This is a genomic window from Streptomyces sp. BBFR2, assembly GCF_044497305.1.
Classification (GTDB): Bacteria; Actinomycetota; Actinomycetes; order Streptomycetales; family Streptomycetaceae; genus Streptomyces.
Window position 1 is genome coordinate 2971642 of sequence record NZ_CP172415.1, and the last position, 24525, is coordinate 2996166.

Genomic DNA, 24525 nt, shown 5'->3' on the forward strand with positions numbered 1-24525 from the left:
TCTCGGTCAGCAAGGGATGAAGGTGGCCGAAGCCGTCGGGAAAGTCGGGTGACGCGGTGCCTCAGTCGGCAGCGGCGCTGTGTTCGCGCAGCCGCGCCTTGTCGGGCTTGCCCCCCGCGTTCATGGGGAGTTCGTCGAGCACCAGGACCCGCTCGGGGGCCTGTGCCGGGGAGAGCGCGGAGCTGATGTGCTTACGTGCCGCGTCGGGTTCGACGCGCGTGCCGGGGCGGCAGGTCACGGCGGCGTGGAGATGCTCGGTGCCGTCGCCGTCGCGTACGCCGTAGACGGCCGCGAGGGCGACGCCGGGCAGGGTGAGCAACTCGCGTTCGACGACGGTCGGGTAGACCTTGACCCCGTCGACCTTGACGACGTCGGAGACCCGGTCGAAGAGATGGAGGTTGCCGCGCGCGTCGCGGTAGCCGATGTCACCGGTGCGGTACCAGCCGTCGTACAGCACATCGGCGTCGAGCGCCGGATCGAGGTAGCCGTCCATGAGCTGCGGGGAGCGCATCCGGATCTCACCGACCTGCCCGTCGGCCAGCGGCGCCCCGCTCTCCAGGTCCCGCACTTCCACCTCGACCTCGGGGAAGACCTGGCCGACCGTCGCGGCCAGCTCGGCGTCGGCGTGCCCGGCCCCGTCGAGGAAGGCGATACGGCCGCTCTCCGTGGTGCCGTAGAGCTGCAGCAGGACCGGGCCGAACACCTGGTACGCGGCGGCGATCCGGCTGGGCGCCGCCGACGTCCCGCTGTAGATCAGGCGCCGCAGCCCGGCCAGCCCGGCCTCTTCGGCGTCCCGGTGCCCCAGATCGTCGAGGTGGTCGAGCAGCCGGTAGAGCTGCGTGGTGGCCATGAAGGTGCGGGTGACGCGGTGCTCGGCGACGGCCCTCGTCACCTGGTCCGCGTCGAACTCCGGCAGCAGCACCACACTGCCGCCCGCCGCCAGGGCCCCGTCGACCAGCAGCCCGGCACTGTGGCTCAGCGGGGTGCTGAACAGCGCAGTGATCTTCTCGGCCTCCGCGGGCGTCTCGATCGCGATCCGGACGGACCCTTCCCAGGACCGCACGGACTTACGGATCCCCTTGGGGCGGCCGGTGCTCCCGCTGGTGAACATGATCACCGACAGGTCGTCCGGCTCCCCGCACTCCGGGGCGACGTCCCCGGGGTCGTCGCCGGGCACGATCCCGGCGGCCCCGGCCTGCCCGGGACCGACAAGAACCGCTCCGGAACCCGCGGCCAGCTCGGCGGCGCGCGCCGCGCCGGCCCGGTCGGCGTAGAGGACGCTCGCCCCCGTGGCCCGCAGAATGCCGAGCTGATCGGTGAGCGGCAGCATCGTGGAGCTGGTACCCGGGTTGGTGGAGCGCAGATAGCAGACCGCGGCGCCCGCCAGGTGGGCGGCGTGCCGCACGCTGATCATGTCCGGGCTGTTGGGCGCGGTGAGCACGGCGACCACGGTGCCGCGCCCGACCCCGTTCGCCCGCAGCACCCGGTAGGCACCGGTGACGGCCCGCAGATACGCGCCCGCGGTCAGCTCCGTGCCCGGGTAGCGCAGCACCACCTTCTCGGGGTGCTCCGCCATCACCCCCAGCACCTCGGGCACATAACCACCCGCCGCCGCCCACCAGGCCCCGCCCGCAGTCACCATGCCGCCGTCTCCTCCCTGCCCCGCCGAACGCGGCAGTCAGCTCTCGCTCCGACGACTGGAGTCTTCCGGCCACACACGGCCGGGCACAGGCGTGTTCGTCCACCTCGATCGCCTCCCCGTGCGGCTCCCCAACGGGGGGTACCCGAACGGGCAGGGCCCCTGGCGACCACGTATTCGTCACCCATCGGGAGCCCCCGGGGCCGTACTCCGCAACACCCACCCGGCAGGGGCCACACGGCCCCGCGCACAAGGAGCCGGAGATCATCACGCGCCGCCCAGGAAAGTCACCACACAACGAAAAACCCCAGGTCACAAACAACGTGACCTGGGGTTTTCTCCTGAGCCGCCTAAGGGAATCGAACCCTTGACCTACGCATTACGAGTGCGTCGCTCTGGCCGACTGAGCTAAGGCGGCGTGGTGCGCGGCCCAGTCTACACATGCCGGAGGGGTGGTTCGTACTCGGTTGACGGGCTGGTCAGAGGGGTGGGGGCGGGGTCAGGTGCAGCGCTTGCCCTTCGGGGGCGGGGTGCCGTCGAGGAGGTAGGTGTTGACGGCCTTGTCGATGCAGGTGCTGCCGCGGCCGTAGGCGGTGTGGCCGTCGCCCTCGTACGTCAGCAGGGTGGCGCTGGAGAGCTGGGCGGCGAGGCCCTTGGCCCAGGTGTACGGGGTGGCGGGGTCGCGGGTGGTGCCGACGACGACGATGGGGGCGGCGCCCTTCGCCTCGATGCGTTCGGTGGTACCGGTGGGCTTGACCGGCCAGTACGCGCAGTTCAGGGAGGCCCAGGCGAACTCGTCGCCGAAGACGGGGGACGCCTTGCGGAAGCGCGGCAGGTCGGCGCGGACCTGGGCGGGCGAGGTGTACGCCGGGGGCAGGTCGAGGCAGTTCACGGCCGGGTTGGCGTACATCTGGTTGGCGTAGTGGCCGTTCGGGTCGCGCTCGTAGTAGCTGTCGGAGAGGGTCAGCAGGCCGCTGCCGTCGCCCTTCTCGGCCTGGGCGAGGTATTCGCGCAGGACGGGCCATGCCTTCTCGTCGTACATCGCGGCGATCACGCCGGTCATGGCGAGCGATTCGGTGAGGGTGCGGTCCCCGCCGGTGTCGAGCGGATGCGCGTCCGCCTTCTTGAACAGGGCGGAGAGGCGCTTGCCGGCGTCCTCGGCGCTCTTCGTGCCGAGCGGGCAGTCGGCGCGCTTGACGCAGTCCTCGGCGAAGGCGGTGAAGGCGGTGTTGAAGCCGGCGGTCTGCTCGATGTTGACCTGGCGGGGGCCGAGCGAGGGGTCCATCGCGCCGTCCAGCACCACCCGGCCGACGCGGGAGGGGTACAGCCCGGCGTACGTCGCGCCGAGGAAGGTGCCGTACGAGGCGCCGACGTAGTACAGCTTCCGGTCGCCGAGGACGGCGCGCAGCACGTCCATGTCGCGGGCCGCCTCGACGGTGGAGACATGTGGCAGGAGCTTGCCGGAGCGGGCCTCGCAGCCCTTCGCGAAGTTCCGGTAGGCGGTGGTCAGCTTGTCGGCCTCGGCGGCGTCGTCGGGGGTCTGGTCGGTCCGGGTGTAGTGGTCCATCTGCTGGTCGGAGAGGCACTTCACCGGGGCGCTGCGGGCCACACCGCGCGGGTCCATCGCCACCATGTCGTAGCGGGCGCGGACGGCGGCGGGCTCCGGCGCGTACTGCTGGAGGTAGTCGATCGCCGAGCCGCCGGGGCCGCCGGGGTTGACCATCAGCGAGCCGATGTGTTTGCCGGGGCCGGTGGCCTTCTTCCGGGCGACGGCGAGTTCGAGGTCGCCGCCCTCGCCGGGCCGCGCGTAGTCCAGGGGCGCCTTCATCGTGGCGCACTCGAAGCCGCTGACGCCGCACGCGTGCCAGTTGAGCTTCTGGTCGTAGTACGGCCGGAGGTCCGCGGGGACGGCGGTGGCGAGCGGGGCAAGGGTGGACTGCGGGGAGCTGCTGGACATCCCGGACGCGTCGGCGTCCTCGGCGCGCCCTTGACCTGCCGCGGAGGGCGAGGACGACGGTCCCGAGGAGCAGCCGGAGATCAGCAGCGCGGTGGCCGCGAAGAACGCGGCGGAGATACGGAACGGACGGCTGGTGGCCATGGGCGGTCCCTTGTCCCTGTGAACTCTGTGGGCGTACGGAGGACGGGTGCGGAGTTGCCGGTGCGCCGGCGGCGTGCGGCGTGGGTGGTGCGGGGAGCTGGCGGTGCGGCGCCGCGTCCGCCGGGCCGGCGGCCGGGCGCGGGGCGCGGAGACCGGTGGCCGGTGCGGGGTATGGGCGCGGTGCCCGAAATCTTATGAACGGAGCGTAGCGGGGAGGAGGCGGTGTGTGCTGTACGTGGGGCGGAGCGGCCGTGGCGGTATCCGCCCGCGGGGCCTCTGCCCGCGGTGACGGCGCCCCGCGAGGGCGCCCGCGGCTGGGTTTCGGGAGACGGGGGTGGTCATGGAGGGGCGGGTGCGGTCCGGGGCGGTCGCGGCCGGACGGGTGCGGTCATGACCAGGTAGGCCAGGGCCGGGCAGATACGGGCGGGGCCGGGAGCGGGCTGAGGGCGGAGGCGCCGGGGCCGACGGACGGAGGGCGGAGGGCCGAGATGCCGAGGTCGGAAGTGCCGAGGGCGGAGATGCCGGGGCCGAACGCACCGGGGCCGGAACGGGCCACCGCACGCCGAACGCTCCGTCCTCACCCCGCCCGCAGCGCGGCCGTCATCGCCTCGACGGCCAGCAGGGGCGCGACGTTGCGGTCCAGGGCTTCCCGGCAGGCGAGGACCGCTTCTATGCGGCGCAGGGTGCGGGCCGGGGTCGAGGCGCGGGCGATGCGGTCGAGGCTGTCGCGGACCTCGTCGTTGGCGAGCGGGACGGAAGCGCCGAGCTGGAGGGCGAGGACGTCGCGGTAGAAGCCGGTGAGGTCGACCAGGGCGAGGTCGAGGCTGTCGCGCTGGGTGCGGGTGGCGCGGCGCTTCTGGCGGTCCTGGAGCTCCTTCATCACGCCCGCGGTGCCACGGGGGAGGCGCCCCCCGGTGCCCGCGGCGGCGCCGAGGGCGGCCCGCAGCTCCTCGGTCTCCTTCGTGTCGACCTCCTCGGCGACCTGCTTGGCGTCCTCCCCGGCCGCGTCGATCAGCTCCTGTGCGGCCTTGAGGCAGCCGCCGATGTCGTCGACGCGAAGCGGCAGCTTGAGGACCGCGGCCCGGCGGGCGCGGGCCCGCTCGTCGGTGGCGAGGCGGCGGGCCCGGCCGATGTGTCCCTGGGTGGCGCGGGCGGCGGCCGCGGCCGCCTCGGGCGCGATGCCGTCGCGCCGCATCAGGACATCGGCGACCGCGTCGACCGGCGGCGTACGGAGCGAGAGGTGGCGGCACCGGGAGCGGATGGTCGGCAGGACGTCCTCGATGGAGGGGGCGCAGAGCAGCCAGACGGTGCGGGGGGCGGGCTCCTCGACGGCCTTGAGCAGGACATTGCCGGCGCCCTCGGTCAGGCGGTCGGCGTCCTCCAGGACGATCACCTGCCAGCGGCCGCCCGCCGGGGAGAGCGAGGCCCGGCGCACCAGGTCACGGGTCTCCTTCACACCGATGGAGAGCAGGTCCGTACGGACGATCTCGACGTCGGCGTGGGTGCCGACGAGGGTGGTGTGGCAGCCGTCGCAGAAGCCGCAGCCGGGGGCGCCGCCCAGCGCGCGGTCCATATCAGTGGACCGCCCGTAGGGCGCCGATGAGGGGCGGGGGTCGGGTGACGGGTGGGCGCACTGCAGGGCGGCGGCGAAGGCGCGGGCGGCGGTGGAGCGGCCCGAGCCGGGCGGGCCGGTGAACAGCCAGGCGTGCGTCATCCGGGAGGCGCCCCCGGGCTGCCCCGCCCCGGCCGCCGGTTCACCGGGAAGCGCCGTGCCGAGGGCCTGGTCGGCGGAGACGAGGGCGTCCGCGTCCCGTGCGGCCGCGGCGAGCTCCTGCGTCACCCGCTCCTGGCCGACCACGTCGTCCCATACCGCCATCGCTGACCGCCGTCCCTCTCCCGCTCCGTATCCGGTGCCGCCCGTCGCGGCTTCCGTTCCCGCTGGCCCAGGGGCTGTCGTCGCGCTCCCGGCCGCGAGGGGCGGGAGCGGGCCGGCAGGCCCCGGCGCCGCCACGGCAGGGTGCGGGTGCCGCCGCACGCGCCGCCGCGTCTCGCGCTCGTTCCATTGTGGTGCACCCCACCGACAATCCGGTCCGGCCGCCGTCCGCCCCCGGCATACGAAACGCCCGTGGCCCGCGGCGGGAAGGCTGCGGGCCACGGGCGGGCGGCGGTCGGCGCGGGTCAGCCGCGGCGGCCCCGGCGGTCGTCGTCCTCCGAGTGCCGGCCGAACAGCTCGTCGGAGAGGGTCGGGAGGTCGTCCAGCGGGGTCTCCTCCGCCCACTCCGGGCGGCGCCGGGCGCGCTGCGGGGGCTCCGCCGGGCGGCCGGTCTCCGGGTCGAGCTGCGGGAGTTCCCGGGTGCGCTCGGCGCCGGACTCGGCGGGCGCCGGGTGCTCGTGCGCGGTGCCCCGCGCGCCGCCGTGCTCCTCGTCGTCGCGGAAGAGCCACGACGGCACCCGGTCCTCGGGGGCCGTGTCGCGCTCCTCCGGGCGGACCGACGGCAGCACGCTGGTCGCCTCGGAGTCCGGGTCGTACGCGGCGCGCGGCAGCACCGTCGTCTCGTCCGCCGCGCCGGCGGGCGTCCCGGGCAGCGGCAGGGCGGCGGTCCGCTCGTTGTCGGCATCGGAAGCGGAATCCGTGGCGGCACCGCCACCGGCCGGGCCGGCACCGCCCGGAGCGGAACCGGAACCGGAACTCGTACCGCCCGACGGCCCGGCGGACGACCCCGTCGACCCCGTGGACGTACCGCCCTCCCGCGCCGTCCGCTTGCGCAGATCGGCGACGGGCGTCTGCGTCGTCGGCGCCTCGGCGGCCTCGGCGTGCAGCCGGGCCTCCTCCGCCGCCTTCGCCTCCGCGGCGGCGGCCGCCTCGGCCGCCGCTACGCGGGCCTGTTCGGCGCGGAGCAGCGCCTCCTCGGCCTTGCGCTGCTTCTCCTTGCGGCGCTCCTCCGCCTCGGCGCGCAGCCGCGCCTCCTCGGCGGCGCGCTTGCGCAGCCGCTCCTGCTCCTCGGCGCGGGCCCGCTCCTCGGCCTCGCGGCGCTTGCGCTCGGCCTCCGCCGCGAGCCGCGCCTCCTCGGCGCGCTGCCGGGCCTCCTCGGCCAGCCGGGCGGCCTCGCGGGCCTTGGCCTCCTCCAGCTCCTGGCGCTTGCGCTCCTCCTCCTCGGCGCGCAGCTTCGCGAGCTGCTCCTCGCGCTCGCGCGCCAGCCGCGCCTCCTCGGCCTTGCGCGCGGCCTCCTCCTCCGCCTTGCGGCGGGCCTCGGCCTCGGCCGCCTTACGGGCCTCCTCCTGCGCCTTGACCTCGGCCTCCGACAGCGGCAGCACCTGGTCGAGGCGGTGGCGTACGACGGTGGTGACGGCCTCCGGCTCCTGGCCCGCGTCGACGACGAGGTAGCGGGCCGGGTCGGCGGCGGCCAGGGTGAGGAACCCGGCGCGTACCCGCTCGTGGAACTCCGCGGGCTCGGACTCCATCCGGTCCGGCGCCTCGGTGAACCGTTCCCGCGCGGTCTCGGGGGTGACGTCCAGCAGCACCGTCAGATGCGGCACCAGGCCGTCCGTGGCCCAGCGGGAGATCCGGGCGATCTCGGTGGGCGCGAGGTTGCGTCCGGCGCCCTGGTAGGCGACCGACGAGTCGATGTACCGGTCGGTGATGACGACGGCGCCGCGCTCCAGGGCGGGCCGGATGACGCTGTTGACGTGCTCGGCGCGGTCGGCGGCGAACATCAGCGCCTCGGCGCGGTCCGACAGCCCGGAGGTGGAGACGTCCAGGATGATCGAGCGCAGCCGCTTGCCGATGGCGGTGGCGCCGGGCTCGCGGGTCACCACGACCTCGTGGCCCTTGGCGCGGATCCACTCCGCGAGCGCCTCGACCTGCGTGGACTTGCCCGCGCCGTCGCCGCCCTCCAGGGCGATGAAGAAGCCGGTGGGCGCGGGCGCCTGCTCCGGGTCGCCGCCGCGCAGCGCCTCGCGCAGATCGCGCCGCAGCGGCACGCCGCTGCGGTCGTCGACCTTGCTGAGTACCCAGGCGGCGACCGGCAGCAGCAGCGCGCCGGTCAGCATCAGCGCGAACGCGGCGCCGCCGTGGTCGAAGGCGAACGCGCCGCCGCCGACCCGGTGCGGGCCGATGACCGCGGCGAGCAGCGGCGCGACGATCGCGGCCACCGCGACGGCGAGCCGGACGACGGCGTGCAGATGCCCGGTCGTCCGGGCGTGGTCGGCCTCCTCGGCCTCCTGCTCCAGCAGGACGTGGCCGGTGTTGGCGGCGACACCGGCGCTCACCCCGGCGAGCAGCGCCAGCAGCACCGCCGTCGTCGCGTCCGTCACCAGGCCCATGACCAGCAGCGCCAGCCCCGTCGTGGCGACCGCGAGGGCCAGCAGCCGGCGGCGGGACAGCGCGGGGAGCACCCGGCGGGCGCCGCGGATCCCGGCGACCGGACCGCCGGTCAGCACCAGCACCAGCAGCGCGAAGAGGACCGGGCCGCCGCCCAGGTCGGTGGCGTGCAGCACGGCGAGGGAGACCGCTGCGGCGACAGCCGCGGCGACCGCGGCGCAGGCGAGCACCAGCAGCGGGGTGGTGCCGGTGCGGCCCTTGCCGTCGCCGGTGCCCTTGGCGCGGCGCAGCCCCTCCAGCGGAGAGCGCGGCCGCGGCGCGGCGCCACCGGGCAGTTCGATGAAGTAGAGGACCGACACGGACGCGGCGAACAGCCCCGCCGCCACGTAGGAGCCCAGGGCGGCCGGGTGGCTGTCGAACCACGCGACGCCGGTGCCCAGCAGCTTGCCGACGAGGGTGACGACGACGAGCGCGGCGGCGGCGAGCGGCAGTGAGACGAAGGTGGTGCGCAGCGACAGGCGCCGCAGCGCGGCCAGATTGTCGGGCAGCGGCCGGACCGCGGCGCCCTCGGGCGGCGGCGCGGGCAGCAGCCCCGGCGCGGCGCTCTCCCGCGCGACGGTCCAGAAGCGCTCGGCGACACCGGTCAGGAAGACCGTGACCAGCAGCCAGGCGAGCGCGTTCGCGTGCGTCCAGTCCAGCCAGAGCGGCGCGACGACCAGCAGCGCGACCCGTACGACGTCCGCGGTGATCATCGTCCAGCGGCGGTCGAGCGGCCCGGCGGGCGCGGTCAGCGCCGAGAGCGGGCCCAGCAGGACCGCCCCGAAGAGCAGGGTCGCCAGCATCCTCGCCGCGAAGACCACGGTGATCGCGAGGGCCGCGCCCCGGTAGCCGCCGCCGAACGCCGCCTGGCCGCCCAGGGGGACGTACAGCGCCGCCTGGAGGGCGAGGAGGACGAGGACCAGCATGGACAGGGCATCGCCGATGGCCCCGGTGAACTGGGCGCCCCACAGCCGCTTCAGCGGGGGGAAGCGCAACAGGGCTCGTACGGCGCGCTCGCGGGAATCCGCGGCAAGGGCGCCTGAAGTGGGGGTCTGGGCCGTTGGCTGCTCGGCACGCGTCATCCGCCCAGCCTATCGGCAGGCCCCGTCCGAGCGGGCCCCGCCCGAACAAAGGCGCGGCCCCGCCGACCCCTTGCCCGCCTTGCCCGGCCTTGTCCTCGTACGACGTCGGCGCAGGCACGCCGCCCGGCGTCCTCGTACGGAACCGGCCCCGACCACACCGGCCCGGCGCACGGGACACGGCCGCACGCCGGGCGGAGACGCCACCCCCGCGAGGCACAACCACCCGCCGGTCCACGACGCCGGAGCGCGAGGGCACGGCCCCGCACCCGGTACACGGAGAAGGCGCCGCACGGAGAAGGCGCCGGACCGCGAGATGCGGCCCGGCGCCCGGGGTACGGAGCGGGCGGCGGGCAGGGGCCCGCCGCCCGTCCGCTCACTCCTCGCCCGACTCTCCGGACGCCGTCTTCGCCGCGGCGGTCTTCTTCGCCGCGGTCGTCTTCTTGGCAGCCGTCGTCTTCTTCGCGGCGGTGCTCTTCTTCGCCGCCGTGGTCTTCTTGGCCGTGGTCTTCTTCGCCGCCGTCTTCTTCGCGGGCGCCTTCTTCGCCGCCTTCTTCGCCGGAGCCTTCTTGGCGGTCTTCTTCGCCGGGCCCTTGGCGCGCTTCTCCGCCAGCAGCTCGTAGCCGCGCTCCGCGGTGATCGTCTCGACGTCGTCGTCCCGGCGCAGCGTCGCGTTGGTCTCGCCGTCGGTGACGTACGCGCCGAACCGGCCGTCCTTGACCACCACCGGCTTACCGCTGACCGGGTCGGTGCCCAGCTCCTTCAGCGGCGGCTTGGCGGCGGCCCGGCCACGCTGCTTGGGCTGGGCGTAGATCGCCAGCGCCTCTTCCAGCGTGATCGTGAAGAGCTGCTCCTCGCTCTCCAGGGAGCGCGAGTCGGTGCCCTTCTTCAGGTACGGGCCGTAGCGGCCGTTCTGCGCGGTGATCTCCACGCCTTCGGCGTCCGTGCCGACGACCCGCGGCAGCGACATCAGCTTGAGCGCGTCGGCCAGCGTCACCGTGTCCAGCGACATCGACTTGAAGAGCGACGCGGTCCGCGGCTTCACCGCGTTCTTGCCGGTCTTCGGCGTGCCCTCGGGCAGGATCTCGGTGACGTACGGGCCGTACCGGCCGTCCTTGGCGACGATCTGGTGGCCGCTCTCGGGGTCGGTGCCCAGCTCGAAGTCGCCGCTGGGCTTGGCCAGCAGCTCCTCCGCCAGTTCGACGGTCAGCTCGTCGGGCGCGAGGTCGTCCGGCACATCGGCGCGCTGGTGGCCCTCGGCGTCCTTCTCCCCGCGCTCGACGTACGGGCCGTAGCGGCCGACCCGCAGCTTGATGTCGTCGCTGACCGGGAACGACGAGATCTCCCGGGCGTCGATCGCGCCGAGGTCGGTGACCAGCTCCTTCAGGCCACCGAGGTGGTCGCCGTCGCCGTTGCCGGCGTCCGAGGCTGCACCGGAGGCACTGTCCTCGCCGCCCTCGCCGAAGTAGAAGCGCCGCAGCCACGGCACGGACTGCGCCTCACCGCGCGCGATGCGGTCGAGGTCACCCTCCATCCGGGCGGTGAAGTCGTAGTCGACGAGCCGCCCGAAGTGCTTCTCCAGCAGATTGACGACGGCGAAGGAGAGGAACGACGGGACGAGCGCGGTGCCCTTCTTGAAGACGTAACCGCGGTCCAGGATCGTGCCGATGATCGACGCGTACGTCGACGGGCGGCCGATCTCCCGCTCCTCCAACTCCTTGACCAGCGTCGCCTCGGTGTAGCGGGCCGGGGGCTTGGTGGCGTGGCCGTCGGCGGTGATCTCCCGGGCGCCCAGCGCGTCGCCCTCGGCGACCTGCGGCAGCCGGCGCTCACGGTCGTCCAGCTCGGCGTTGGGATCGTCGGCGCCCTCGACGTACGCCTTGAGGAAGCCGTGGAAGGTGATGGTCTTGCCGGACGCGGTGAACTCGGCGTCCCGCCCGTCGGCGGCGCGGCCACCGATCTTGACGGTGACGGAGTTGCCCGTCGCGTCCTTCATCTGGGAGGCGACGGTCCGCTTCCAGATCAGCTCGTACAGCCGGAACTGATCGCCCGTCAGGCCCGTCTCGGCCGGGGTGCGGAAGCGGTCGCCGGAGGGGCGGATCGCCTCGTGCGCCTCCTGCGCGTTCTTGACCTTCCCGGCGTAGCTGCGCGGCTTCTGAGGCAGGTAGTCGGCGCCGTAGAGCTGTGTGACCTGCGCGCGGGCGGCGGAGATCGCGGTGTCGGAGAGCGTCGTGGAGTCCGTACGCATATAGGTGATGAAGCCGTTCTCGTACAGCTTCTGGGCCACCTGCATCGTCGCCTTGGCGCCGAACCCGAGCTTGCGGCTCGCCTCCTGCTGGAGGGTGGTCGTCCGGAACGGCGCGTACGGGGAGCGGCGGTACGGCTTGGACTCGACGGAGCGGACCGCGAAGGCGGTCTCCGCGAGGGCGGCGGCCAGCGCGCGGGCGTTCGCCTCGTCGAGGTGGAGCACCGCGTCGTTCTTCAGCCGGCCGTCGGCGCCGAAGTCGCGGCCCTGGGCGACGCGGCGCCCGTCGACGGTGGCGAGGCGGGCGGTCAGCGTCGACGGGTCGGAGCTGTCACCGCTGCGTCCGGTGGCGAAGGTGCCGGTCAGGTCCCAGTACTCGGCGGAGCGGAAGGCGATGCGCTCGCGCTCCCGCTCGACGACGAGACGGGTGGCGACGGACTGCACCCGGCCCGCCGACAGCCGCGGCATGACCTTCTTCCACAGGACCGGTGAGACCTCGTAGCCGTAGAGACGGTCGAGGATGCGGCGGGTCTCCTGGGCGTCGACGAGCTTCTTGTTCAGCTCGCGGGGGTGCGCCACGGCGTCCCGGATGGCGTCCTTGGTGATCTCGTGGAAGACCATGCGGTGGACGGGGACCTTGGGCTTGAGGATCTCCTGGAGATGCCAGGCGATGGCCTCGCCCTCGCGGTCCTCATCGGTGGCGAGGAAGAGTTCGTCGGACTCGGCCAGTAGCTGCTTGAGCTTCTTGACCTGGTCCTTCTTGTCGCTGTTGACGACGTAGATGGGCTGGAAGTCGGCGTCGACGTTCACCCCGAGCCGGGCCCATGGCTCGCCCTTGTACTTCGTCGGGACCTCCGCCGCGCCGTTGGGGAGATCACGGATGTGCCCGACACTGGCCTCGACCACGTATCCGGGGCCGAGATAGCCCTTGATCGTCTTGGCCTTGGCAGGCGACTCGACGATGACGAGTCGGCGGCCGCCGCCCTCTGCGGTCTCGCTGGTCGGGGACAACTTCGCTCTTCTCTCCGGTCGACGCCTGGATACCTCCAGGCGATAGCGCTGAAGGCGGACACTGCGGTGTCGCTTGACGCTGCGGAGTGTGACGGTACCTCCCGCCCCCGTGTCAAACGGAAAATCCCCGCAACGCCACTCGAACGGTAACCCGACTACATGCCTTCCTGCCGCCCGGACCTTGTCCCCCCGGCCGCGACGGCCCGGCCCGGGGCAGGCCGCCCCCGGTGTCCGGTCCCGCCGTCCGCCGCCCGGTCCCCCTGCGGCGGCCTACTGGCAGGATGGCCGGGTACGGCTCCTCATACCGACCACTCACCGCCGTCACCGCGCACACTCGGGGGACAGATCACCATGGCGCACCAGCAACCGGGCCCGTCCGGGGACGAACCGAATCCGTACGCCACTCCGGGATCACCGGCGGGGGCGGACCCGTCGGCGGGGGCGGACCTGTTCGCGAAGCCCGATCCGCTGGCGAAGGCCGATCCGGCGGCGAAGGCTGATCCGCTGGCGAAGCCCGATCCGGCGGCGAAGCCGGAGGGGGGCGCGCCGGGCGCGGCTTCCGGGGTGCCGCCGATGCCCGGTACGCCGCCGCAGGCCGGTGCGGCGCCCGGCGTTCCGCCGCAGCCCGGCATGCCGCCGGTCGGTACGCCGCCGCCACCCGCCGCCGCGCCCGCCGCACCGGCCGGTCCCCCGCCACCCGCCGCCGCCCCGTACGGGTACCCGCAGGGCGGCCGGCCCGGGGAGCCCGGGTACGGCTACCCGCCCGCGCCGCAGCCGGGATACGGCTACCCGGGCGGCGCGATGCCGCCGGTCCCGCCCGCCGCTCCGCCCGCCGCTCCGCCGCAGCCGCAGGGCGCGCCGGGGTTCCCGCCGCCGGGTGGCGGGTTCGCGCCGGGGCAGCCGCAGGGCGGCGGGGCCGTCTTCTCGATCGGTGACATCGCGGTCAGCGGCGACACGATCGTGACGCCGGCCGGGCCGATGCCGCTGAAGGGCGCCGTCTGGACCGCGACGGACATGTCACGGACCGACGAGAAGATCCCCACCCACGCCGTCGTGCTGGGCGTCGTCTTCTTCTTTTTCTGCCTGCTCGGTCTGCTCTTCTTCCTCATGAAGGAACGGGTGACCACCGGCTTCGTGCAGGTCACGGTGGCCAGTGGCGGGCGCTACCACGCCACGATGGTCCCCGTGCACTCCCCGGAGCAGGTCATGTACGTGCTCAACCAGGTCAACCACGCCCGGTCGCTGAGCGTGTGAGATGACCGCCACCGGACCAGCGCCCCGCCCCGCCGCCCCGGCCGGACCACCGGACGGCGCCGCGCTCCGCGCCGCCACGCTCCGCCGGGCGGCCCTGGGGCTCGGCGTCGGCGCGGCGGGCGCCGTCTACCTCTGGAACACCAACCCGCACGAGCCGGGCCATCTGCTCCCCGGCTGCCCGCTGCGGTGGGCGACCGGCCTGCTGTGCCCGCTGTGCGGCGGCACCCGCCTCACGTACGACCTGCTGCACGGCGATGTCGTGACGGCCTTCCACGACAACGCCGCCCTGCTCGTCCTGGGCGTACCGGCCGCCGCGTACGCCATCGGACGCTGGCTGACGGCCGGGCTGCGCGGACGCTACTACCGCCTGCGGCTGTCGGGCCGCGCGGGCGCCGCGGTCCTGGGCACCGCGATGGTCTGGATGCTCGTCCGCAACCTCGTGGGCTGAGCGGACGGGGGCCCGGCAGGCAGTCGGTCGCGCCCTCGCCACCGATACGGCCGTCGCCGCGGCGGCCCGCCTCTCGGGCGGCCCGCCGCGGCGACGTCGTCGTACGGCGGACGGGTCAGCGCACCGTGACCGTGACCTCGGGCGAGACGGTCGTGTTCACGGCCGTCCGCAGGTGGTTCACGCCCTTGATGCCGAGCTTCACCCGCACCGAGTAGGTGCCGGTGGCGCTCACCGGGGTCTGCGCGGGCAGCGAGACCCAGCGGGTGCCCTGCTTCTGCTGGACGGTGACCTTCGTGCCCTTGGCCATCCCCTGCGAGGCGCCCGTGATGCGGAACTCCTCCCACGCCTGGACGGAGGCGACGCTCGCCTTGGCGGTGAGCGACGCCGTGGCCGGTGCCGTCGCCGTGACGGGGGTGGGCGAGTGGGTCTGGGAGGGTGCGGCGAACGCGGCGGCCCCGCCCCCGACGAGCAGGGAGGCGGTGATCATGCTGACGGCGGTCAAACGGAGTGCTCGGTTCATGACAGTCCTCACTGGCTGGGCTGATGGAGCTGACGACCGGACGCACAGCGAAGGCCCGTCGCCTGCCCGGCGCCCCCGCCCGTCCTCATCCCGAGTGAGTGCCTGAACCGGCTCCGGGGTTCCGCCGCAGACCCCCTGATCCCGCACCGATCCGGATATGGCCGGATCCGAACCCTGAACACGCCCCCCGGGCCACGCACCGGACCACCACGCGTGGCCCCGCCGGGAAGACGAACGTGAACGCCCGCCGCTCCACCCCGAGGACACCGCGGAAGCCCGTCCGGAAGCCTGTCCCCGCGAACCACCGACGACCGACCGCGAGCGCCCGCCGGGGGAAGCACACCCGCAGCGATGCGCACGCGGATGCGGGGCCGGACACGTACGCGGATGCGGGCCGCGCAGCCCGCGAGCCTCGGTGAGCCCGCGGGTTCGGGCGGCCCGCCGACGCCCCGTCAGCTCTGTCCCGCTGTCACCTTCACCTCTCCCCCTCCACCGGCTCCAGGAAGCCCTGTTCCACCAGCATCCGGATCGCCTCCGGCGTCCGGTCCCGCAGCAACACCGGGTCCTCGCCCATGAGTTGGGCGATGGCGTCCAGGATCCGGCCCGCCGGGAGCGAGCCGTCGCAGACCCCGGCGAACCCGGCGCCGACCGTGTCCACCTTGGTGGCCCGCCGCATGCCGCGGTTCTGCCGCAGCACCACATGCTCCGGGTCCTCCGCGCCCGGCAGCCCGACCTGCTCCTGGACCACCTCACCGGCCAGCCGGAAGTGCCCGGCCAGCAGCGCCGCGTCGTCCGTACGGCGCAGATAGTCCTGGCGCGCGAAATGCCCGACGACGGTCTCCCCCAGCGGCTGCTCCACCGGGTGCGGCCACTCCTCGACGATGACCGACGGGTCGTCCGCACCGGACTTGCGCAGTGTGATCCAGCCGAAGCCGACGGCCCGGGTGCCGCGCGCCTCGAACTCGTCCAGCCAGGCGTCGTACCGCGCGGCGTACTCCTCGGGGGCGGCCCGGTGGTCGCCGCCGTCCCGCAGCCACAGCTCGGCGTACTGCGTGATGTCCTGCACCTCGCGCTGGACCACCCAGGCGTCGCAGCCGCGCGGCACCCACGAGCGCACCCGGTCGGCCCACTCCTCGCCCTCGACGTGCTGCCAGTTGGCCAGCAACTGGCAGTACCCGCCGTCGTTGAGGTGCGCGGCGGCCTGCTGCACCAGGGTGCGGCACAGGTCGTCGCCGCCCATCCCGCCGTCCCGGTACGTCAGCCGGGCGCCCGGGGAGATCACGAACGGCGGGTTGGAGACGATGAGGTCGTACGTCTCCTCGCCCACCGGCTCGAAGAGCGAGCCCTCGCGCAGCTCGGCGGGGGCCGCCCCGGAGAGCGCCAGCGTCAGGGCGGCGATCCGCAGCGCCCGCGGGTTGAGGTCCGTCGCCGTGACATGGGTGGCGTGCCGGGAGGCGTGCAGCGCCTGGATGCCGGAGCCCGTGCCGAGGTCGAGGGCGCGGCCCACGGGGGTGGGGACGGTGATCCCGGCGAGCGTCGTGGAGGCGCCGCCGACGCCGAGCACCAGCGCGGAGCGGTCCGTCTCCCCGGCGCCGCGGATGCCGCCCGCGCCGCCGACCGCGCACCCCGGATCGGAGACGACCCACCAGTCCTGCCCCTCGGGACCGCCGTACGGACGGACGTCCACCTGGGCGCGGACCGCGTCGCCGTCCGCCACGAGCCAGCCGTCGGCGAGGCAGTCCGCCACCGGCAGCGCCGCCTCGGCGCGGGCGCGCGCCACCGGGCGCTGGAGGAGGAAGAGCCGCACCAGCGTCTCCAGCGGGGAATCGCCCCGGGTGGCGCGCAGCGCGGGCACCGTCTCGCTGCGGGCCAGCGCGGCGTAGGCGGGCGCGCCCAGCAGCTCCAGCAGGCCGTCGGCGGTGAAGCCGGCGGCGAGCAGCGCCTCGCGCAGCCGGTCGGTACGGGCGCGGCTCGCGGGGTCGCGGACATCTGTGGTGGGGAGGTGCGTACTCACGCCGACCATTGTCGGCCCCGCCACTGACAATCGGCGACGGCCCGGCACCGCGCGCCTCGCGGGCGCGGCGCCGGGCCGTGGACCGGTTCCGGGGTACGGGCCGCGGGCGCGGCCCGCCGGCTACGACTTCTTGGACTCGCCGCCCGAGGGCGAGGCGGGCGCGTTCTGGCTCTGGCAGCCCTTCTGACCGGCCATCGCCTTGCCGACGTCGCCGGACTCCAGCTTCTTGAAGGCGGCCTCGCTCTGCTTGTTGAGCTTGTTGATGCCGTTGGAGAGGTCGCGCAGCCCGTCGGCGAACTTCAGCTTGTCGCCCGTGTCGAGGTTGTCGACCTGCTTCTTGAGGCCGGCGTACCCCTTGGAGAGGGCGTTGAGTTCCTTGACCGCGTCCTTCTGGGCCGTCTCGCCGTTGTCGCTCGGCGGGGCGCCCGCCTTGTTCAGGGAGGTGGCGAGGGCCGCGTAGGCGTCGGAGATCTTCTGGAAGGCCGCCGAGTCGGTCTGCTGGACCTTCTTGGAGTCCGTGGTGCCGTCATCGGCCGTCTGCATCGCGGCGTTGGCGTCCTGAATCTTCTTGAACTGTGCCTGTGCGGGGTCGCAGAACTTCTTGGCCCAGTCGTCGAGTTTCTTGCTGCTGTCGTCGCTGCACCCGGTCAGCGCGAGCATCAGTGCCGCACCGCCGGACAGCGCGGCCACAAGCTTCTTGTTCACCGGATCGGTCCCTTCCATGGCTCTCGGCCCCGGAACATACACGGCCAAAGGGCCTGGCCCACGAGCGGGCCATCCGCTACGTACCGTAATAAAGCCATTTGCACCAAGGAAGGTGAGGTCTTCCGCACTCGGACGAGGACGGGTGGCGGGCGCCCGCCGCGGAGCGCCCGCCACCCGTCTGTCACCTCGTCAAAGACGCTTTCCCGTCAGGACGCGACGACCGTCTCGGCGGTCTTCGTGGACTTCTGGGAGTTGTCTTCGTCACCCACGGCGATGCCGCGCCGCTTGGAGAGGTAGACCGCGCCGACGATGATCAGCAGGGCGAGCCCCGCGGCGCCGATGCGCACCCCGGTGTTCTGGTCCGCGCCGTAGCTGAACTTCACCACCGCCGGGGCGATCAGCAGCGCCACCAGGTTCATCACCTTCAGCAGCGGGTTGATCGCCGGTCCCGCGGTGTCCTTGAAGGGGTCGCCCACCGTGTCGCCGATGACCGTCGCCTCGTGCGCCTCGCTGCCCTTGCCGCCGAAGTGCCCGTCCTCGACCAGCTTCTTGGCGTTGTCCCAGGCGCCGCCGGAGTTCGACAGGAAGACGGCCATCAGCGTGCCGGTGCCGATCGCGCCGGCGAGGAACGAGCCGAGCGCGCCGACGCCGAGGGCGAAACCGACCGCGATCGGGGTGAGCACCGCGAGCAGTCCGGGGGTGGCCAGCTCCCGCAGCGCGTCCTTGGTGCAGATGTCGACGACCCGCCCGTACTCGGGCTGCTCGGTGTAGTCCATGATCCCCGGGTGCTCGCGGAACTGCCGCCGCACCTCGAAGACGACCGAACCGGCCGACCGCGACACCGCGTTGATCGCCAGCCCGGAGAAGAGGAAGACCACGGCCGCGCCGAGGACCAGCCCGACCAGGTTGTTCGGCTGCGAGATGTCCAGACTCAGCCCCATCCCGCTCGCCGCCTTGCCGACACCCTGCACCGCCGTCGCGATGGCGTCACGGTACGAACCGAACAGCGCCGCCGCGGCCAGCACCGCCGTCGCGATGGCGATGCCCTTGGTGATCGCCTTGGTGGTGTTGCCGACGGCGTCGAGGTCGGTGAGGACCTGCGCGCCGTCACCGGTGACGTCCCCGGACATCTCCGCGATGCCCTGCGCGTTGTCCGACACCGGCCCGAACGTGTCCATCGCGACGATGACGCCGACGGTGGTGAGCAGCCCCGTACCGGCCAGCGCCACCGCGAACAGCGCCAGCATGATCGAGGCACCGCCCAGCAGGAACGCCCCGTAGACGGCGAGACCGATCAGCACCGCCGAGTAGACCGCCGACTCCAGGCCGATGGAGATACCGGACAGCACGACGGTCGCGGGGCCGGTCAGCGAGGTCTTGCCGATGTCCTGCACGGGACGCCGCCCGGTCTCGGTGAAGTACCCGGTGAGCTGCTGGATCAGCGCGGCGAGCACGATGCCGATGGCCACGGCGACCAGCGCGAGGATCCGCGGGTTCCCGGCCCGGCCCAGGATCTCCGGGTCGGTGACGCCCGCCAGCCCCTGGTACGTCGACGGCAGATAGGTGAACGCCGCTGCCGCCACCAGGACCAGCGAGATCGTCGCGGAGATGAAGAAGCCGCGGTTGATGGCGGTCATGCCGCTGCGGTCGGTGCGGCGCGGCGCCACGACGAAGATCCCGATCATCGCGGTGACCACGCCGATCGCCGGCACCAGCAGCGGGAAGGCGAGCCCGGCGTCACCGAACGCCGCCATCCCGAGAATGAGGGCGGCGACCAGCGTCACGGCGTACGACTCGAAGAGGTCGGCGGCCATACCGGCGCAGTCGCCGACGTTGTCGCCCACGTTGTCCGCGATGGTCGCGGCGTTGCGCGGATCGTCCTCCGGAATGCCCTGCTCGACCTTGCCGACGAGGTCCGCGCCGACGTCCGCCGCCTTGGTGAAGATGCCGCCGCCGACCCGCATGAACATCGCGATCAGCGCGGCGCCCAGCCCGAAGCCTTCCAGCACCTTGGGCGCGTCGACCGCGTAGACCAGCACCACGCAGGACGCGCCGAGCAGCCCGAGGCCGACGGTGAACATGCCGACGACGCCGCCCGTACGGAAAGCGATCTTCATGGCCTTGTGCGAGACCGCCGTAAGATCCTTTTTCCCGGTGACGTCGTTCTCGCCGCCATCCGGAGTGGCTTCCCGGGCCGCCGCCGCCACCCGCACATTGCTGCGTACGGCGAGCCACATGCCGATATACCCGGTGGCCGCCGAGAATCCGGCGCCGATCAAGAAAAACACACTGCGACCCGCCCGCTGCGTCCAATTGTCCGCGGGCAACAGCATGAGCAGGAAGAAGACCACCACGGCGAATACGCCGAGCGTCCGCAACTGCCGGGCCAGGTACGCTTTCGCGCCCTCCTGCACCGCGGCGGCGATCTTCTTCATACTGTCGGTCCCCTCGCCGGCGGCGAGCACCTGACGTACCAGCACCGCGGCGACGGCCAGCGCCGCCAGCGCGATGACGGCGATCACCAGCACGATCCCGCGGTTGCCCGCCGTCAGCGACGGTCCGGCGAGAAGCGAGGGGGAGTTCAGCGACTGAGGGGTGTATGGCCCCGCCATTCGTCCTCCTTGACGTTTGGCACATGGGCGCGCGCGAGCACGCTCAGGCGAACTGAGCAAGATGTGGACGGATTGTAGGGAGCCGCACGGCATCAAAACAGTACGCGTGAAACGGAATTCGGCCGCAGCCGGGAAGATCAAAAGGAACGCGCTCCACGAATTAGCCCAGACGATGGAAAGCCGCTAATTAGCTGACCACTGAACGATGATCTCAGTTTCCTACTGATCACCGCTGCTCAAAGACGCCACTCCCGCCCCCGAAGCCCATTACACACCCGCCGCGACACACCCCCGGAACGTTTCTCCACCCCTCGACGGAAAACTCCCCGTCGCGAAAACCTGTCCTGACACCACGTCAGATTGCGTCCGGATCGAAGCGCCCGACCGCGCGCCCCACCACCCCCGACGACCGCCCGCCTCCGGGCAGAACCACCACGATCGGCCCGGACGGCCCGGATCGCCCGAGCGGCCCGAGCGGCCCGACAGGTACGAAGAACAGCCCGCCAAGGCCGGAACCCCCGAAGCCGGGTGAAGGCGCGAGAGACCGGAAGCCCCGAGAGCCCGCGAGGGCGCCAAGAAGCGCGAAAGCGAGGGCAGCAAGAGGCGCGAGAGCGCGAGAGCGACAAGGCCCCGAGGCCCCTCAAGGGCCGGACGATCACGAGGAGCCGGCGGAGAACAACCCGGCGCAATCCGGAAGACGATCGGCAGGCGGGGCCGGGCGTCATCGAAGACCCGACCGCCTACGGAAGAGTTACGAGCCCGGCGCACACACCATGGCGCCGCGGAAAAACTACGGTGCGGCCGTGGCAGCAGCCGTCGGCCAGCTCATGCGGATACGGCCGCCATCCGCACCCGAGGTGACCTGGACGTCGTCGACCAACCCGCTGATGACCGCGAGGCCCATCTCGTCCTCACCGTCCGCGTCGGAGCCGTCGTCGGAGGCGTGCTCCCCGGGTCCGCTCGGCACATCGTCGCCGACCTCGATCGCGAACTTCTTCTCGTCCTCGATCAGGGCGACATGGACGGGCGCGTCGATGCCGTGCGCCAAGTGCAGGCCGACGGCCCGGCTGCACGCCTCACCGACGGCGAGCCGCACCTCGTCGAGCACCGCCTCATCCACCCCGGCGCGCCTCGCCACCGCGGCCGCGACCAGACGCGCGGTCCGGACGTGCTCCGGCAGGGCGCTGAAACGGAGTTCGACGGTGGCCATGCCATCCCCCTCGATTTGCGGACGTGCAACGCAGGGGGCCGGACGGCGTCGCCCGGTACCCCCCACACTTCTTCCTCACCCGCGCCTGCGCGCGGGCACCGCGGAGCCGTCAGTCGGTCGCTGCGACGGCGTCCTCGACCGAGGTGTGAATCGGGAACACCTTGGTCAGTCCGGTGATACGGAAGATCTTGAGAATGCGCTCCTGGTTGCAGACCAGGCGCAGCGAGCCCTCGTGGGCACGCACACGCTTGAGCCCACCCACCAGCACGCCGAGCCCGGTGGAGTCCAGGAAGTCGACACGCTCCATGTCCACCACAAGGTGGTAGCTGCCGTCGTTCACAAGCTCGACCAGCTGCTCACGCAGCTTGGGCGCGGTGTATACATCAATCTCGCCACCGACCTCGACGACCGTACGGTCGCCAACGGTCCGGGTCGACAGGGACAGGTCCACGGATCCTCCAGCACCTTGCTATCGAGCGGTCGCCCCCCTGGGGCCTCCCCACCGAAAGGTAGGGGACGGATCGGCAGCCGCGATGGCATTCAATCACTTACCAGCAGGCGTGCACGACGCCCTTTCAGCATTGTCCGTCACACCGGTGACAGACTCGGTGCCGATGGCCTCCAATCGACTCCCGACGGATGCGGGCGCAAACCCTTCCCCCGGCATCATTCTCGACCGTCTCGCCAGGGGCGCGACCCGCGCTGCACGCATCACTCATACGGAGCACCTGCCCCCGCGTCCGGGCAGCCATGCCGACTGGCCGGAACGGATCAGGCCGGAAGTGATCTCCGCCCTCCGGGACGCCGGGATCGAGCGCCCGTGGACCCATCAGGCCGTCACCGCCGAGCACGCGCTGAACGGCACCTCCATCGTCATCGCGACCGGCACCGCCTCGGGCAAGTCGCTCGCGTATCTGACGCCGGTGCTCTCCACCCTCCTGGACGGCGCCCGGCCCGCCGCGACGGGGCGGCTGCCGCGCGAACGCGGCGCGCCACCGGGCGGGCGCGGTGCCACGGCGCTGTATCTCGCCCCCACCAAGGCGCTCGCGGCCGATCAGCGGCGCGCCGTACGGGAGCTGGCCGCCCCGCTCGGTGACGCGGTCCGCCCGGCGGTCTACGACGGCGACACCCCGGTGGAGGAACGCGAATGGGTGCGCCAGTACGCGAACTACGTCCTCACCAACCCGGACATGCTGCACCGCGGCATCCTCCCCGGGCACCCGCGCTGGACCTCCTTCCTGCGCGCGCTGCGCTATGTCGTCATCGACGAGTGCCACACCTACCGCGGGGTGTTCGGCTCCCACGTCGCCCAGGTGATCCGGCGGCTGCGGCGACTGTGCGCCCGCTACGGCTCCGAGCCGGTCTTCCTGCTCGCGTCCGCGACCGCCGCCGAGCCCGCCGAGGCCGCCGGCCGGCTCACCGGACTGCCCGTGGTGGAGATCACGGAGGACTCCTCGCCGCGTGGTGAGACGGTCTTCGCGCTGTGGGAGCCGCCGCTGACCGAGCTCCACGGCGAGCAGGGCGCGCCCGTCCGCCGTACCGCCACCGCCGAGACCGCCGACCTCCTCACCGATCTCGTGGTGCAGGGCGTCCGCACCGTCGCCTTCGTACGGTCCCGGCGGGGTGCTGAGCTGATCGCGCTGATCGCGCAGGAGCGGCTCGCGGAGGTGGACCGGTCGCTGCCCGCCCGGATCGCGGCGTACCGCGGCGGGTATCTGCCGGAGGAGCGGCGTGCCCTGGAGCGGGCGCTGCACGGCGGTGAGCTGCTCGGGCTCGCCGCCACCACCGCGCTGGAGCTGGGCGTGGACGTCTCCGGTCTGGACGCCGTGCTGATCGCGGGCTATCCCGGGACCCGCGCCTCCCTGTGGCAGCAGGCGGGCCGGGCCGGACGGTCGGGGCAGGGGGCGCTGGCGGTGCTGGTGGCCCGGGACGATCCGCTGGACACCTATCTCGTCCACCATCCCGAGGCGCTGTTCGACCAGCCGGTCGAGTCGACGGTGCTGGACCCCGGCAATCCGTACGTTCTCACCCCGCATCTGTGTGCCGCGGCGGCGGAGATCCCGCTGACCGAGGCGGATTTCGCGCTGTTCGGGCCCACGGCCGCCACGCTGATGCCGCAGCTCGAGGCGGCGAACCTGCTGCGGCGGCGCGCCTCGGGCTGGCACTGGACACGCCGCGAGCGAGCCTGCGATCTGACCGATATCCGCGGGCAGGGCGGCGCGCCGGTGCAGATCGTCGAGAGCGGTACGGGGCGGCTGCTCGGCACGGTGGACGCGGCCGCGGCCCATACGACGGTCCACGAGGGCGCGGTCCATCTCCATCAGGGCCGTACGTACGTGGTCGACCGCTTCGACCTGGCGGACGATGTCGCGCTCGTCTCGGAGGCCAACCCGCCGTACTCCACGACCGCGCGGGACACCACGGCCATCTCCGTCCTCGAAACGGAGACCGAAGTGCCGTGGGGCGCCGGCCGGTTGTGCTTCGGATCGGTCGAGGTCACCAATCAGGTCGTCTCCTTCCTGCGGCGCAAGCTCATCACCGGGGAGGTCCTGGGCGAGAGCAAGCTGGATCTGCCGCCGCGGACGCTGCGGACCCGCGCGGTGTGGTGGACGGTGACCGAGGACCAGCTCGACGCCGCCCGCGTCAATCCGGAGCAGCTCGGGGGCGCGCTGCACGCCGCCGAACACGCCTCGATCGGCCTGCTGCCGCTCTTCGCGACCTGCGACCGCTGGGACATCGGCGGCGTTTCCGTACCGCTGCATCCCGACACCCTCCTTCCCACCGTCTTCGTCTACGACGGCCACCCGGGCGGCGCGGGCTTCGCCGAGCGCGCCTTCCACACGGCCGCCGACTGGCTCACGGCCACCCGCGACGCCATCGCCTCCTGCGAGTGCGAGGCGGGCTGCCCCTCCTGCATCCAGTCCCCCAAGTGCGGCAACGGCAACGAGCCCCTGCACAAACGCGGCGCCGTCCGCCTGCTGACCGAACTGCTGCGCGGCGCGCCGGAGGCGGCTCCGGCGGCCGCGGGGTAGGGCGGGGCTGCCCTCGGGCGTGGCCTGCGGGCAGATGCCTCGACGGGGCGGGTGCCCCGACTGGGTGCGGGCTGCTGAGGTCCGGAGGTGGGAGGCCGGCCTGGCTCCGTGCCCGCCGCGAGGCCGGTGGCCCAGGCCGCGTGGCTGTGGACCCAGGCCGTGGGCGGTGCGGAACCACCCGGATGGAGACGGGAACCTCCGGTGGTGCGGGTCCATTGCGGTATGCCGTGGCCAGGCCCGGGGCAGTGCGATCCACTACGGGGCGGGCCTGACACGTGCCGTACCTGGCCTCTCGGCT

At 73.1% G+C, this 24525-nt stretch carries 14 protein-coding genes and 1 tRNA gene; 3 read left to right on the forward strand and 12 right to left on the reverse strand.

What is annotated here, in order from left to right; translation table 11 throughout:
• Positions 1 to 61 precede the first annotated feature (61 nt).
• The 6 genes from ACGH2B_RS11485 to topA all read right to left on the reverse strand — a co-directional run bounded on the left by ACGH2B_RS11485 (position 62) and on the right by topA (position 12432).
• Positions 62 to 1642 (reverse strand): class I adenylate-forming enzyme family protein, encoded by a 1581-nt coding sequence (locus tag ACGH2B_RS11485; RefSeq protein WP_399087672.1) that lies wholly within the window; start codon positions 1640 to 1642, stop codon positions 62 to 64.
• A 341-nt stretch (positions 1643 to 1983) separates the two neighbouring features.
• A tRNA-Thr gene (locus ACGH2B_RS11490) sits at positions 1984 to 2057 on the reverse strand.
• 81 nt (positions 2058 to 2138) lie between these two features.
• Complete coding sequence (locus ACGH2B_RS11495) at positions 2139 to 3737, reverse strand: alpha/beta hydrolase (RefSeq protein WP_399087674.1); 1599 nt, start codon at positions 3735 to 3737, stop codon at positions 2139 to 2141.
• A gap of 577 nt (positions 3738 to 4314) precedes the next feature.
• Positions 4315 to 5613 (reverse strand): DNA polymerase III subunit delta', encoded by a 1299-nt coding sequence (locus ACGH2B_RS11500; protein WP_399087676.1) that lies wholly within the window; start codon positions 5611 to 5613, stop codon positions 4315 to 4317.
• A gap of 302 nt (positions 5614 to 5915) precedes the next feature.
• Positions 5916 to 9179, reverse strand: a complete 3264-nt coding sequence (tmk, locus tag ACGH2B_RS11505; protein ID WP_399087678.1) for a dTMP kinase — start codon at positions 9177 to 9179, stop codon at positions 5916 to 5918.
• Positions 9180 to 9552: 373 nt separating this feature from the next.
• Complete coding sequence (gene topA / locus ACGH2B_RS11510) at positions 9553 to 12432, reverse strand: type I DNA topoisomerase (RefSeq protein ID WP_399087680.1); 2880 nt, start codon at positions 12430 to 12432, stop codon at positions 9553 to 9555.
• 630 nt (positions 12433 to 13062) lie between these two features.
• Here topA and ACGH2B_RS11515 point away from each other — a divergent pair.
• Positions 13063 to 13686, forward strand: a complete 624-nt coding sequence (locus ACGH2B_RS11515; protein WP_399096945.1) for a hypothetical protein — start codon at positions 13063 to 13065, stop codon at positions 13684 to 13686.
• Position 13687: 1 nt separating this feature from the next.
• Positions 13688 to 14134, forward strand: coding sequence for a DUF2752 domain-containing protein (locus ACGH2B_RS11520; protein WP_399087682.1), 447 nt, complete (start codon positions 13688 to 13690; stop codon positions 14132 to 14134).
• 115 nt (positions 14135 to 14249) lie between these two features.
• On the opposite strand, the gene ACGH2B_RS11525 is transcribed toward ACGH2B_RS11520, so the two are convergent.
• From ACGH2B_RS11525 to bldG, 6 genes are all read right to left on the reverse strand, one after another.
• Positions 14250 to 14654, reverse strand: a complete 405-nt coding sequence (locus tag ACGH2B_RS11525; RefSeq protein WP_399087684.1) for a hypothetical protein — start codon at positions 14652 to 14654, stop codon at positions 14250 to 14252.
• Between the two features lie 475 nt (positions 14655 to 15129).
• Positions 15130 to 16677 carry a methyltransferase gene (locus ACGH2B_RS11530; RefSeq protein WP_399087686.1) on the reverse strand — a complete coding sequence of 516 codons (1548 nt, stop codon included), beginning with the start codon at positions 16675 to 16677 and terminating at the stop codon, positions 15130 to 15132.
• Positions 16678 to 16788: 111 nt separating this feature from the next.
• On the reverse strand, positions 16789 to 17373 hold the full coding sequence (locus tag ACGH2B_RS11535; RefSeq protein ID WP_399087688.1) for a small secreted protein: 585 nt from the start codon (positions 17371 to 17373) through the stop codon (positions 16789 to 16791).
• A 206-nt stretch (positions 17374 to 17579) separates the two neighbouring features.
• Positions 17580 to 19985: a sodium-translocating pyrophosphatase gene (locus tag ACGH2B_RS11540; RefSeq protein WP_399087690.1), complete on the reverse strand. Its 2406-nt coding sequence runs from the start codon at positions 19983 to 19985 to the stop codon at positions 17580 to 17582.
• A 790-nt stretch (positions 19986 to 20775) separates the two neighbouring features.
• On the reverse strand, positions 20776 to 21195 hold the full coding sequence (locus ACGH2B_RS11545; protein ID WP_399087692.1) for an ATP-binding protein: 420 nt from the start codon (positions 21193 to 21195) through the stop codon (positions 20776 to 20778).
• A 109-nt stretch (positions 21196 to 21304) separates the two neighbouring features.
• Complete coding sequence (bldG, locus tag ACGH2B_RS11550) at positions 21305 to 21646, reverse strand: anti-sigma factor antagonist BldG (protein ID WP_365110777.1); 342 nt, start codon at positions 21644 to 21646, stop codon at positions 21305 to 21307.
• Positions 21647 to 21728: 82 nt separating this feature from the next.
• Here bldG and ACGH2B_RS11555 point away from each other — a divergent pair, with 82 nt between their 5' ends.
• On the forward strand, positions 21729 to 24227 hold the full coding sequence (locus ACGH2B_RS11555) for a DEAD/DEAH box helicase (protein WP_399087694.1): 2499 nt from the start codon (positions 21729 to 21731) through the stop codon (positions 24225 to 24227).
• The last annotated feature ends 298 nt before the right edge of the window (positions 24228 to 24525 follow it).

What these genes read in the sequence shown, in the direction of transcription:
- ACGH2B_RS11485 (WP_399087672.1), bottom strand. Translation starts at nt 1,642, where the DNA reads ATGGTGACTGCGGGCGGGGCCTGGTGGGCGGCGGCGGGTGGTTATGTG.
- ACGH2B_RS11495 (WP_399087674.1), bottom strand. Translation starts at nt 3,737, where the DNA reads ATGGCCACCAGCCGTCCGTTCCGTATCTCCGCCGCGTTCTTCGCGGCC.
- ACGH2B_RS11500 (WP_399087676.1), bottom strand. Translation starts at nt 5,613, where the DNA reads ATGGCGGTATGGGACGACGTGGTCGGCCAGGAGCGGGTGACGCAGGAG.
- tmk (WP_399087678.1), bottom strand. Translation starts at nt 9,179, where the DNA reads ATGACGCGTGCCGAGCAGCCAACGGCCCAGACCCCCACTTCAGGCGCC.
- ACGH2B_RS11515 (WP_399096945.1), top strand. Translation starts at nt 13,063, where the DNA reads ATGCCGCCGGTCGGTACGCCGCCGCCACCCGCCGCCGCGCCCGCCGCA.
- ACGH2B_RS11520 (WP_399087682.1), top strand. Translation starts at nt 13,688, where the DNA reads ATGACCGCCACCGGACCAGCGCCCCGCCCCGCCGCCCCGGCCGGACCA.
- ACGH2B_RS11525 (WP_399087684.1), bottom strand. Translation starts at nt 14,654, where the DNA reads ATGAACCGAGCACTCCGTTTGACCGCCGTCAGCATGATCACCGCCTCC.
- ACGH2B_RS11530 (WP_399087686.1), bottom strand. Translation starts at nt 16,677, where the DNA reads ATGGTCGGCGTGAGTACGCACCTCCCCACCACAGATGTCCGCGACCCC.
- ACGH2B_RS11540 (WP_399087690.1), bottom strand. Translation starts at nt 19,985, where the DNA reads ATGGCGGGGCCATACACCCCTCAGTCGCTGAACTCCCCCTCGCTTCTC.
- ACGH2B_RS11545 (WP_399087692.1), bottom strand. Translation starts at nt 21,195, where the DNA reads ATGGCCACCGTCGAACTCCGTTTCAGCGCCCTGCCGGAGCACGTCCGG.
- ACGH2B_RS11555 (WP_399087694.1), top strand. Translation starts at nt 21,729, where the DNA reads ATGGCATTCAATCACTTACCAGCAGGCGTGCACGACGCCCTTTCAGCA.